Source organism: Streptomyces sp. URMC 126 (assembly GCF_051386555.1).
Lineage (GTDB): Bacteria > Actinomycetota > Actinomycetes > Streptomycetales > Streptomycetaceae > Streptomyces.
Genome location: NZ_JBPQTX010000040.1, coordinates 1 through 11,824 on the forward strand (window position 1 = coordinate 1; position 11,824 = coordinate 11,824).

General features: G+C 73.4%; 7 protein-coding genes. 2 read left to right on the forward strand and 5 right to left on the reverse strand.

Features of this window, described 5'->3' with window-relative positions; genetic code table 11:
* Window positions 1–36: 36 nt before the first annotated feature.
* Both ACSNOK_RS07585 and ACSNOK_RS07590 read right to left on the reverse strand, forming a co-directional pair.
* The gene (locus tag ACSNOK_RS07585) at window positions 37–1,356 is read right to left on the reverse strand and encodes a DUF6271 family protein (RefSeq protein WP_436779818.1); all 1,320 of its coding nucleotides are present in this window, start codon (window positions 1,354–1,356) and stop codon (window positions 37–39) included.
* Window positions 1,338–2,543, reverse strand: coding sequence for a phytanoyl-CoA dioxygenase family protein (locus ACSNOK_RS07590; protein WP_436779819.1), 1,206 nt, complete (start codon window positions 2,541–2,543; stop codon window positions 1,338–1,340). Before ACSNOK_RS07590 ends, ACSNOK_RS07585 begins: the two co-directional genes overlap by 19 nt.
* A 612-nt stretch (window positions 2,544–3,155) precedes the next feature.
* Between ACSNOK_RS07590 and ACSNOK_RS07595 the strand changes: the two genes are divergently transcribed.
* Window positions 3,156–4,667, forward strand: coding sequence for a glycoside hydrolase family 3 protein (locus ACSNOK_RS07595; protein WP_436779820.1), 1,512 nt, complete (start codon window positions 3,156–3,158; stop codon window positions 4,665–4,667).
* Between the two features lie 78 nt (window positions 4,668–4,745).
* On the opposite strand, the gene ACSNOK_RS07600 is transcribed toward ACSNOK_RS07595, so the two are convergent.
* The 3 genes from ACSNOK_RS07600 to ACSNOK_RS07610 all read right to left on the reverse strand — a co-directional run bounded on the left by ACSNOK_RS07600 (window position 4,746) and on the right by ACSNOK_RS07610 (window position 7,930).
* Window positions 4,746–6,182: an FAD-dependent monooxygenase gene (locus ACSNOK_RS07600; protein ID WP_436779821.1), complete on the reverse strand. Its 1,437-nt coding sequence runs from the start codon at window positions 6,180–6,182 to the stop codon at window positions 4,746–4,748.
* A gap of 178 nt (window positions 6,183–6,360) precedes the next feature.
* Entirely contained in the window at window positions 6,361–7,341 is a 981-nt protein-coding gene (locus tag ACSNOK_RS07605; protein ID WP_436779822.1) for a COX15/CtaA family protein, read from the reverse strand.
* 106 nt (window positions 7,342–7,447) lie between these two features.
* Window positions 7,448–7,930, reverse strand: a complete 483-nt coding sequence (locus ACSNOK_RS07610) for a macro domain-containing protein (protein ID WP_436779823.1) — start codon at window positions 7,928–7,930, stop codon at window positions 7,448–7,450.
* 376 nt (window positions 7,931–8,306) lie between these two features.
* Here ACSNOK_RS07610 and ACSNOK_RS07615 point away from each other — a divergent pair, with 376 nt between their 5' ends.
* Window positions 8,307–11,807, forward strand: a complete 3,501-nt coding sequence (locus ACSNOK_RS07615) for an amino acid adenylation domain-containing protein (protein ID WP_436779824.1) — start codon at window positions 8,307–8,309, stop codon at window positions 11,805–11,807.
* The last annotated feature ends 17 nt before the right edge of the window (window positions 11,808–11,824 follow it).

The window sequence follows — 11,824 nt, forward strand, 5'->3', positions numbered from 1 at the left end:
TGGCGGGGGTGGTGGGCAGGGTCGTCGTCGCGGTGCTCATCGGGACCGTCCCGCCGGGGTGCGGACGGGGGTGGTGCGGGCGGCGCGGACCAGTCCTTCCCAGGCCTCGGTGAGCCGGGCGAAGTCCTCGATGTCGCGCCGCGCCTCGTCGAGGAGGCGCTCGCGGCGGCCGGCCAGCAGGTCGGCGAACGCGGCGTACCGGCCGCCGAGGCGGCGGTAGGCGGCGTCGAGCGCGTCGAGCCGCCGGACGTTCCCGGCCCGGTCGAGGCCGGCGGTCTCCCGGGCGATGGCGGCGACGGCGGAGGCACGGACTCGTCCGTGGTCGTCGAGCAGCGTGTCGCCGGACTCGGCCATCCGGGCGTAGGCGGCGTTGAAGTAGAGCATGGAGAGGAGGAACTTGACGTAGCGCAGCTGGTAGGCGGTGAAGCCGGTGTCGGTGCGGCGCTCGCCGGTGTAGTAGTTGACGATGTTCCGGTTGTGCAGGACGCCGGGCAGTCCGGCGTCGTGGACGAGGTGGATGAGGAAGTAGTCGCTGCCGATGGTGTCGGTGGCGGGCGGCAGCGGTACGCGTTCGTGGACGTCGTGGAAGGCGATGTTGCACATGTCCACGCGCATCGGGTCGACCAGGGTGAGCAGGGAGCGGTCGCCGTGGAAGGGTTCCGTGCCGGCGCCGCGGAAGGACTCCGCGACGAGGTCGCGCTTCTGCTCGTCCGTCCAGTCCTCGGGCGCCCAGAGGCTGACCACCTCGTGGTACGCGGCGGGGTCCAGGGTCTCTATCTCGCCGATGTCGACGGAGAGTTCGCCGATGAACGAGGCGCCGACCATGGCCACCCGGCGGTCCATGAGCCGGGGGGCGAGGGCCGTCGCGGTGACGTCGGCGCCGACGTCCGCGGCACGCCGGCCCAGCGCCGTCAGCTCGTGGTGGATGGGGTACACCGGCTCGCCGTCCAGGGTCTGGTACCGGCTGTCGGAGTCTCTGCGGTGGACGGAGGCGCAGCCGAGCGCCGCGGCGATGAGGAACGCGCGGTTGGTGCAGGCGCCGTAGGAGAGGCGGTCGGGGAGCATCAGGCCGAGCAGCGACTCGGGCCCGGGCTCGCCGGCGTCCTCGATCACGCGGCGGAGGAAGTCCCGCTGCGCGGCCTCGTCGAGGTGGTGGGCCGTGATCCGGGGGTGCGCGGGCAGCCGGCGGACGGCCTCGGCGTGCTCGGCGACGTCGGCGGGCGCGCAGGAGTCGAGGACGAGCAGGTGCACCTCGACGTCGAAGTGCTCGACGGCGTGGGCCGCTTCCCGGCCGACGGCGGCGATCGTCTCGGCGCAGGGCCTGTTGGTGGGCAGGGTCAGACAGATTCCGCGCATATCTCTTCCTCGGTGGCCTTGACGGCCTCGGTGGCCTGGGCGGCTTCGGCGGCCTCAGTGGTCTCGGCGGCCTCAGTGGCCTGGGCGGCCCGGGTGGCTTCGGCGGCCCGGGCGGCGGGAGCGGCGGTGGCCTCGGCCCCGGCCGTGCCGGCGGCGGTCTCCTCGCCCGGCCGGGCGTGCCAGGACCGCAGGCCCAGCAGCTTGGCGCCCAGCTCGGTCAGTTCGGCCCGCCCGTACCGCAGGGACTCGTGCCGGACGGCGTCGCCGAGGAGGGTGGCGTTCCACTCCGGTGTGGCGAGGTCGCGCCAAGAGGTGATCCGGGAGGCGCGCAGCGCCCGGTGGTTCTCCAGGGCGGGCATCATCGACAGGTACTGGACGGCGCGGACCCCGTCCTCGGAGGTGTTGGGGGCCACGCCGTGGGCCAGCAGGCCGTTCCAGACGAGCAGGTCGCCGGCGCGGAGTTCGGGGCGGACGACGGGCATGTCGTCGCGGTCGATCCGGGGCCGGATGGGGTCCCGGTCGTCGGGCTGGAGGGCCTTCCAGCGGTCGAAGCGCCGGAAGAGTTCGGGGCAGCACTGGAAGCCGCCGACGTCGGGCCGGGTGTCGTCGAGGGCGATGATGCCCTGGACGCGCTGCGGGAGGATGCCCTGGGTGGTGTCGACGTCCCAGTGGAGTTCGATGTCGAAGCCGCGGTCCCGCTGCTCGATCAGGGACCGGGAGCGGTTGCGGACGTTGGGCGGGTTGAGGTTGAGCCGGTCGAGGGTGACCCACAGCTCTTCGCAGTCCCATACGTCGACGAAGGCGTCGTAGACCCGCCGGGTCTGCCGGCTGTCCCAGATGAGCTGGTGGTGGTAGGCCTCGACGAAGCCGTAGACGTGCAGTTCGCGGTCCAGGTCGGAGCGCCATTCCCGGTCCCGGTACCAGGTGTCCGGTCGGCCGGGGTCCATGCCCTGGAAGTCCCAGGCGAAGTCGAGCAGGCGCCGGGCGTGCGCCGCGGGGATCGCCTCTCGGACGATGACGTAGCCGTAGGTCTGCCAGAAGGCGAAGTCCTCCTCGGACAGCACTCTCAGCGGTCGGCGTTTTTGAAGGTCCCTCAGCTGGGTGCGGGCGAGGTAGGTCTCGCCGTCCGCGCTGAAGTAGGGGACGTCGGTGACGGCTCGGTGGAGGTACGGGTCGGCGGTCGTCATGCGGTACTCCGGATCCTTTCTGTCGCCCCCCGGAATCTGGGAACGCCAACGGGTGCACGGTGGGCGCGGAGGGTTCCGGCGCGTGCCGGGGTCGTCTCCGAGCGTGGGTGGGTCGCGGTCCGGGCCGTGGGGCCGGATCGTGGGATGTCGACGCGGCCGGCCGGTGCGGGGCCGCTGTCGGGGACGGAGCCGGGTGACGGCTCGTCACATGTCCGGGAACGGCGCCCGTCTCGGGCCGCGGTCCCGGGCGCCGCCCGGGGGCCGGTGGGTCCGTGTCGGTTCTACGGGGCGGCGTGCCGCGCGCGCCCCACGCTGTATGTGCACCCGATCAAGGTGGACTAGACCAACTCGGAATGTCAACATCCCAATTGAGGTCATTCACCCGCCGGTGATCCATTCGCCCTGCTTCGCGCGCCCGCGCGTGAGGCCCCGTCAGACGACGGACGCCCGCCCCATACCCGGACGTTGTCCGTCGAAGCGGCTCGGCCCGCCCTCTTGACACATGCGGTTAACCTAAGCGCACCCTTGTTGGTCTATACCAAAGCTCACGAGGTGTCGCCGCCGCTCCGCCGACGCCCTCGTGGGCCGCTCCCACCCGAAAGGCACCGGCCGATGTCCTCCAGCAAGCACAGCACCGCGTTGCGGCGGCTCGCACTCTCCGTCCTGCAGCCGGGATTCGTGGGTACCGAGGCACCGGACTGGGTGCTGCGGGACATCGCCGACGGACTGGCGTCCGTCGTGCTCTTCTCGCGCAACATCGTCTCCCCCGACCAGGTCGCCCGGCTGACCGAGCGGCTGCGGGCGGAGAACCCCGAGCTGGTCGTCGCGATCGACGAGGAGGCCGGGGACGTCACCCGGATCGAATCGGGCACCGGCTCCACCCGGCCCGGCAACCTCGCCCTGGGCACCGTCGACGACACCGGGCTGACCGAGGCCGTCGCCGCCGACCTCGGCCGGCAGCTGCACGCCGCCGGCGTCAGCCTCGACTACGCGCCCAGCGCGGACGTCAACTCCAACCCGGACAACCCCATCATCGGCGTCCGGTCCTTCGGATCGGACCCGGCCGTGGTCTCCCGGCACACCGGCGCCTGGATCCGCGGCCTCCAGTCGTCCGGCGTCGCGGCCTGCGCCAAGCACTTCCCCGGGCACGGCGACGTCGCCGTCGACTCCCACCACGACCTGCCGGTCTACGGCGCCGGGCGCGAGGAGATCGCCGCGCAGGCGCTGCCCCCGTTCCGGGCCGCCCTGGACGCGGGCGTCCGCGCGATCATGAGCGGCCACCTCCTGGTGCCCGCGTACGACCCCGACCTGCCCGCGACGCTGAGCCGGCGGATCCTCGTCGACCTGCTCCGCCGGGAGCTCGGGTTCGACGGGCTGATCGTCAGCGACGCCATCGAGATGGGCGCGGTCTCCGGGCCCCACGGGATCGGCGGGGCCGCGGTGAAGGCGGTGGCCGCCGGCGTCGACGCCGTCTGCGTGGGCGGCGAGAGCGCCGAGGAGTCGACCGCCCGCCTCCTGACCGACGCCCTGGTGGACGCCGTGGTGCGCGGGGACCTCTCCGAGGAGCGGCTCGCGGAGGCGGCCGGCCGGGTGCGGACGTTCGCGGACTGGTCGGCGGGGCTGCGCCGGGCCGCCTCCGCCGGCGCGGCCGACGACGGCATCGGGTTCACCGCCGCCCGCCGCGCCCTCCGGCTGACCGGGGCCGTGCGCACCGCGCTGCCGCTGCCCGCGCCGCCGCATGTGGTGGAGCTGGTGCCCGCCACCAATCTGGCGATCGGCAAGGAGACCCCGTGGGGGGTGGCCGGCCCGCTGAGCGAGCGGCTTCCCGGGACGACCTCCGTCCGGCTGTGCCCGCAGGACCTGGGCGCGCCGGACGCCGCGCTGGAGACGCGCGCCCTCGGGGCGGCGGTGGGCCGCCCGCTGGTCGTCGTCACCCGGGACGCCCCCCGCCACGCCTGGATGAGCCGGGCGCTCACGGATCTCACCACGGCGCGTCCCGACGCGATCGTCGTCGAGATGGGCCTGCCGGGCGGCACGGCCCCGGGGGCGGTGCAGATCTTCACCCACGGCGCCAGCACGGCGTCCGGAGTGGCCGCGGCGGAGGTCCTGGCGGGGGAACGCTGACCGGCGGCCGGCCGTACGCCGGCCGGCGCGCCGCGGGCGGCGTTCCCTCCGCGAACGCCGCCCCCGCCCCTGGTTCCCCTACTTCCCGGCGAGCCCGGCCAGCCCGGCCAGCCGCTTGGCCACCTCCCCCGCGTCGGCCGGCGGGACGCGCAGGGCGACATGGTGGTCGGGCCGCACCAGCAGCAGCTCCCGGGCCTCCGGGTCGGGCTCGACGCGGAGCAACCCGGCGTATTCCCGCCGGAGTTCGCGCAGTACCGGCGCGTCCGGCCCGCGCAGCGTGAACCACGGGCCGCCCTCGCCGCGCCGTACGCCGCCGGCGCGCCGCCCCGCGTCGGCGCCGCCCCACGCCAGGGAGCTCCACGGGTAGCCCACGCCCAGTGTCGTGACGTCGTCGGTGATGACAGCCTCCGTGCCGACGCCCGCCTCGCGTACGCCTTCGCGGACCACGCCGAGGCGCTCGTCGGTCAGGCGCAGCGTCCACGCCGCCACCGGCAGGCGCTCCTCCTCGTAGGTGTCGAGCAGCGGTTCGGCGGCCTCGCCGCGGATCACCAACGCCAGCTTCCAGCCGAGGTTGAAGGCGTCCTGGATGCCGGTGTTCATGCCCAGTCCCCCGGCGATCGAGTGGACGTGCGCGGCGTCGCCGGCGAGGAAGACGCGGCCGACGCGGAACCGGTCGGCCATACGCACGTTGACGCGGTAGACCGACGTCCACCGCACGTCGGTCAGCCGGACGCCGGGCACGCGGGCGTGGCGGTCGAACAGCCGCTGGAAGGACTCCGGCGAGGGCGGCAGCACCGCACCGTCGGGGCCGCGTTCGGGGCCGGCCTGGAGCTGCCAGTGGTCGCCGTCACGGAACGGGCAGAGCATGATGCCGCCGTCCTCGTCGAACCACTGGTGCCAGTAGGCGGGGTCGAGCCCGTCGGCCCGCACGTCGCCGATCACCATGCACTCCTCGGCCTCGGTGGCGCCCTTGAAGGACAGGCCGAGCAGCTTGCGGACGGAACCGCGACCGCCGTCGCAGCCGGCGAGCCAGTCCGCCCGGATCCGCCGGCCGTCGGCGAGGGTGGCGGTCACCCCGTCCGCGTCCTGGACGAATCCGGTGAGCTCGGCGCCGAGTTCGACCTCGACGCCCAGCGCGGCGAGCCGTCCGCGGAGGATCTCCTCGGTCCGCCACTGCGGGATGATCACTCCGCTCGCGTACGGCGCGTCGGCCGTCGGCGTCTTGTCGCCGAAGGTCACGTGGTCGCTCACCGGCACGCCGCCGCGGTACTTGCGCAGGGTGATGTGCTCGATGCCCGAGGCCGTGGCCTCCTCGCCCACGCCCAGGTCCTCGAAGATCTCACGGCTGCGCTGGTTGAGCCCCTTGCCCCGGGACTCCCGGTGGAACTCGGGGGCCTTCTCGACGACGCGGACGGCCACGCCCGCGCGGGCGAGCACGCAGGCCAGCGTCAGCCCCGTGGGTCCGGCGCCCACGATCAGTACCGAGGTGTCGGATGGGTCGGTGGTGTGGTTCATGGCGGTTTCCTTCCCCTGTCTCCGCTGAGACGGCGCCCGCTTCGGGGCGCGCCGCTCCGCCATGAAAGCCCACCCGACCACCCAAACGCAACTCGGTTACATTTCTCTCCCGGTAACTCATTACGGTGCCGGCGACGGCCCGCCCGCCGGCGCCGCCCGTCCGGCCACCGGCCGGGCGTCAGCGTCCGACGAGCGAAGTGGCGCTCTCCGTCGCGGAGTTGGCGTCCGGAACCGGCTCCGGACGGCGTGAAGTCGCCGTTCCGACCGTTAGGTATACCTGGAGGGCGCCGGCCCAGACGAGGGCCGAGCCGAAGAGGTGGAGGATCACGGCCAGGGCCGGCAGACCGCTCAGGGACTGCATCATCCCGATGCCGCCCTGCGCCACGACGGTGATGAGCAGCAGCACGGTCTTCCGGCGGGCCAGGGCGCAGCCGCGCCGGGGCAGGAGGGAGAGCAGGCAGACCAGCAGGCCCAGGACGGCGGTGCCCAGCAGCCCGTGCAGGGTGGTGACGAACGTCCAGTTCAGCGGCATGCGGGGGACTTCGGAGGAGTCGCCGGCGTGCGGGCCGGTGCCCGTGGCGAGGGTGCCCGCCAGGACGAGGAGGGCGGTGACGGCGAGCAGCGCGATCACGGCGGTACGGCAGGCCGGGGGCATCGGCACGGCGGGCCTCGCCTCCTCGCCCTGGCACCGGGCCCGGTGCCAGGTGACCACCGCCGCCGTGAGCAGCAGCATCGCGGCGAGGAAGTGCGCGGCGACGAGGTAGGGGCTGAGCCGCAGCCGGACGGTGGCGCCGCCGACCACCGCGTTCAGAACGACGATCCAGAACTGCGCCCAGCCGCCGCGCAGGACCGACGGCATCGGGGTGCGCTGGAGCCGCGCCGCGACGACGACCCAGCCGACGACGGCGCAGAGCACCCCGGTGAGCAGGCGATTGCCGAACTCGATGGCCCCGTGCATCCCCATCTCCGCGGTCGGGGCGAGGGTGTGTGCCGTACAGGCCGGCCAGTCCGTGCACCCCAGGCCGGAGCCTGTGACGCGGACGACGCCACCGGTGACGACGATGCCGATGGCGGCCAGGACCGAAACGAACGACGCCCGGCGGACACTGCGCGGCCCGAGCGTATAGCGGTCCGCGAGCCAGGAGAGGGGTGTGCGCACGATGATCCCTTTCGTGCCGTGTGATACGTGGGCGTCAGCGTACGCTCGGGGTGGTGGCAAGGGTGCCGTTTCGGCCACGGCCGGAAAGCGTTGTCGCGCGGGGAGCTCAGTCGTGGTCGTACACGGTCACCGGTATTCCCCGGTCCGTCAGCCGCGCCCGTATCAGGGGCTCCACCCGATCCCACCGGCCGCCCGCCAGGCCGCAACCGATACGGGGCATGTGCACGGAGGCGCCGAGGCGGGCGGCCTCGTCCGCGAGTTTCGCCAGGGCCGTGTCGATGGCTTCGTAGCGGACGGGCACACCGCTGCTGCGGCCGGTACGGATCCCGCGCTGCCCGACCATGTTGGCGACCCACAACCACCGCTCCACCCGCACCACTTGCACGGCCCCCAGCCCGAAGTCGTTCTCCGCGCGAGCCCGGTGCCACCGCCGGTACTCCCGCTCGGGTTCCTCCCACCGCCGCGAGAGAGCCAGCACGAACCCCTTGCCCCAGCCGCCCAGATCGTTGCAGACGTGCGCGATCACCTTCGGGCCCTTGCCCGTCGGCGACGTCGCGTCACCCCGTACGTATGCGATGTCCGTTCCCATGGACGAAACGGTAAGGGACACCACTGACAATCCGGCCACAAACCCTCACCGGCCGACACGCCCGGCGACACGCCGAAGCGGCGCCCATGGCCGTTCCGGCCGAGCGGCCGCACGCCGAGGCCGTCGACACCGCCCCGGCGGGCCGGAGGCGCGCGGCGGTGAGGCCACAGTGAAGCTTGGGTGGCACCGCGACCGAACGGCACCGTCCGGCGTCGTCCGAATCCGCATCTTGCGACGCCTTGGTGGGAACGATGACCATGGCGAACGGTGCCGGGGATCGCAAGGGATCGCGTTTCCGCTTCCGGTGCCCCTCCAACGTGCCCTGCAGTCATCGGCGAGACCTCCCCCTACCGACGGAGAGCGGTGGTTTTCCGGCATGCCGTTTTTGCATGATCTGCTGACCGTACAAGCCCAGGCCGGCCACACCGGCGTCGCCGTGCTCCACGGCGACACCCGTCTGACCTACGGAGAGGCCGAGGCCGGAGCCGACCGCGTGGCGGCCGGGCTCTCCGCACTCGGGGTGGGGCCCGGCAGCCGCGTGGGGCTGTATCTGTCCCGGTCCGCGCGCCTGTGGCCGGCCCTCTTCGGACTGCTGCGGGCCGGAGCGGTCTGCGTACCCGTCGACCCCGAGGATCCGGCCGAACGCCGCACCCGCATCCTGGAGTTCTCCGGCGCCCAAGTCGTCCTCACCGAGCGGGAGCTGCTCGGCGCCGCGTGCCCGCCCGGGGTCCGGGCCGTCGCCGTGGAGGACCTCCTGTCCGAGGAGCCGGCCCCGTCCACCGGAGCCCCCGAACTGCCCGCCGACGCGCAGGCGTTCGTCTTCTACACCTCCGGTTCGACGGGCGTCCCCAAGGGCGTCGTGCTCTCGCACCGGGCCCTGCTCAGCGGTCAGCGGTGGCTCCAGCGCACCTTCCCGCTGGAACGCGGCGACCGTCACCTGCTGCGTACGACACTGAGCATCACCAACCTGGTGCGGGAGGTGTTCTGGCCGGTGCTCTCGGGCGGGACCGCCGTCGTCGTGCCCCCGGGCGAGCACAAGGACCCCGACCGGCTCGTCCGGTGGATCGACGAGGGCCGGGTGACGACGCTGATGGTCGTCCCGGCCCTGCTCGCCGGCATGCTGGAGAACCCCCGTTTCGCCTCCGTCACCTCGCTGAAGTACGTCTTCTGCAGCAGCGACGCCATGCCCGGCCCGCTCGCGGAGAAGTTCTTCGCCGCCGGCCCGCGCGCCCGGCTCTTCAACGTCTACGGTCTCACCGAGGCGCTGTACGCGAGTTACTGGGAATGTCTGCCGGGGGTCGTCCACGACGGGTTCGTGCCCATCGGGCGGCCCGCCGAGCTCACCCCGCTGATCCTCGACGACGAGCTCCGGCCGGTACCCGCGGGCGACGCGGGGGAAGTGTGCCTGACCGGCACGGGTATGGCCGAGGGGTACGACCGGCTGCCCGACCTGACCGCGGCGAAGTTCACCGACAGCCCTCACGGGCGGCTGTTCCGCACCGGCGACCTGGGCCGGCTGACGGCCGACGGGCGGCTGGAACTCCTCGGACGCCTCGACGACCAGGTCAAGATCGCCGGTTACCGGGTGGAACTGGGCGAGGTGGAGGCCCGGCTCAGGGAGGTTCCGGGCGTCACCGGGGCGGTCGCCGCGGGCCGCCGCGGCGCCGGCGGCCATCAGCGCCTGGTGGCCTACCTGACCTGCTCCGGCACCCCGCCGACCGCCGCCTCCCTCCGCGCGCACCTGGCCGGGCGACTGCCCGAGTACATGATCCCCGCCGCGTTCACCCTCGTCGACACCATCCCCCTCACCCACAACGGCAAGGTGGACCGCCGGGCCCTCGCCGAGCGGGACGGCACCCGGCTGGAGCTGACGGAGGCTCACCACCCGCCGCGCACCGAGCTGGAGCGCTACCTGTGCGGGCTGTGGGAGGAGGTGCTGTCCCTGCCCCGGGTCGGCATCCACGACGACTTCCTGGCCCTCGGCGGCGACTCCATCCAGGGCTTCCTCATCAGCGCCAAGGCCAACACCAGGGGACTGGGGCTCAGTTCCACCCAGTTCTTCAGCACCCCCACCATCGCGGAGACCGCGGCCGTCGTCGAGGAGCGGCGCCGGGCGCGGGGCGACGGCGACGACACCCCGTTCGTCGCCGAGGCGTTCGACGTGCCGGAGGACGACCTCGCGACCGTACGGCGCACCGCCGCCGACCCCGAGGGCATCGGCACCGTGCACCCGCTCACCGAGATGCAGAAGGGGATGCTCTTCCACTCGCTGCTCGACCCCGACTCCGGCGTCTACGTCGAGCAGTTCCTCTACACCCTGGAAGGCGAGCTCGACCTCGACGCCTACCGGCGGGCGTGGCGGGAGGTCGCGGGCCGGCACGAGATCCTGCGGTCCTGGATCGCCACCCAGGGCCTGGCCGAGCCCCTCCAGGTCGTCCAGCGGGAGGCCGAGCCCGAGTGGACCGTGCTGGACTGGTCGGACGCCGACGAGGACCGGCGGCGCGCCCTCCTCGACACGTACCTGGACGAGGACCGGCGCCGGGGCTTCGGCTACGAGCGGGCCCCGCTGTTCCGGCTCGCCGTCATCCGCACCGGCCCCGCCCGGCACCGGCTGGTGATGAGCTACCACCACCTCATCCTCGACGTGTGGTCGCTGTTCCTGCTGCTCCGCGATTCGCTGGAGATCTACCACGCGCGCCGGCGCGGCACCGCCCCCGTACTGCCCGCCACCCGGCCGTTCAGCGACTACGTGGCCTTCGTCCGCGGCCAGGACGCCCGCGCCTCCCGTGAGTACTGGACGAGCCATCTCGCCGGCTTCGAGGGGCCGACCACCATCGGCCGGACGGCCCGGCCCGGCCTGTCGGCGAGCCCCCAGGAGATGCACGACGGCGCGGCCTACCCGGTCGGCGAGGACCTGACCCGGCGCCTGGTCTCCTACGGGCGCGTCCACCGGCTCACCCTCAACACCCTGATCCAGGGCGCCTGGGCGACCGTGATCGCCGGGATCAGCGGGCAGGAGGACGTGTGCTTCGGCATGACCATCACCCACCGGCCCGTCGCCCTGTCGCACATCGAGGACATGGCCGGCATCTTCGTCAACATCCTGCCGATGCGCCTGACTCTGGACGCGTCCAGGCCGGTCGGCGGCTGGCTGCACGACGTGCAGCGCACGCAGGTCACCGCCCGCGCCCATGAGCACTACCCGCTGCCGAGGATCCAGGAGCACCCCGGCATCCCCAGCGGCCGGCCCCTGTTCGAGTCGCTGCTGATCTTCGAGAACATCCCGCACGGCATCGGCTGGGCCGGCGTCGGCGGCGTGACCGTCCGGCACGAGCGGAACCTCGGCTGGACCAACTACCCGCTGACCATCGGGGTGATGGCCGAGAACGAGCTGACGTTCCAGGCCGAGTACGACCTCGCGCACTTCGACCGGGACACCGTCGACCGGGTGATGGGCGCCTTCGGGGACGTCCTGGAGGCCATCGCCGACGGCGGTACCGAGCCCCTCGGCAAGCTCATGGGCCGGGCCGCCGCCGTGCTGCCCGCCCGGGCGCCGCGCGACCGGGACCCGGCCGGGCGGCCGGCCGCGCGGGAAACACCCGGCGGAACCACGCCGGCCTCCGACCCCGAGGCTTCCGAGGCCGCGGGCACCGCGGCTCCCGGCACCCCGGAGGAGGCCGCGCTGGCCCGCATCTGGGCGTCCGTCCTGGGCCTGGGGGCGGTGGACCCGCACAAGCCGTTCCTCGAACTGGGCGGCAGCTCACTCGCGGCCCTGAAGGTGGCCTCGCTGGCCCGCGCGGAAGGCTTCTCCTTCACCCTCCGCGACCTGTTCACCCGCCAGGGCACCGTCCACCGGCTCGCGTCCTCCCGGCGCTGACGAGGAGGAGTGATCCG

Coding starts and splice junctions, on each gene's coding strand:
- ACSNOK_RS07585 (WP_436779818.1), bottom strand. CDS start 1,356: ATGCGCGGAATCTGTCTGACCCTGCCCACCAACAGGCCCTGCGCCGAG.
- ACSNOK_RS07590 (WP_436779819.1), bottom strand. CDS start 2,543: ATGACGACCGCCGACCCGTACCTCCACCGAGCCGTCACCGACGTCCCC.
- ACSNOK_RS07595 (WP_436779820.1), top strand. CDS start 3,156: ATGTCCTCCAGCAAGCACAGCACCGCGTTGCGGCGGCTCGCACTCTCC.
- ACSNOK_RS07600 (WP_436779821.1), bottom strand. CDS start 6,182: ATGAACCACACCACCGACCCATCCGACACCTCGGTACTGATCGTGGGC.
- ACSNOK_RS07610 (WP_436779823.1), bottom strand. CDS start 7,930: ATGGGAACGGACATCGCATACGTACGGGGTGACGCGACGTCGCCGACG.
- ACSNOK_RS07615 (WP_436779824.1), top strand. CDS start 8,307: ATGCCGTTTTTGCATGATCTGCTGACCGTACAAGCCCAGGCCGGCCAC.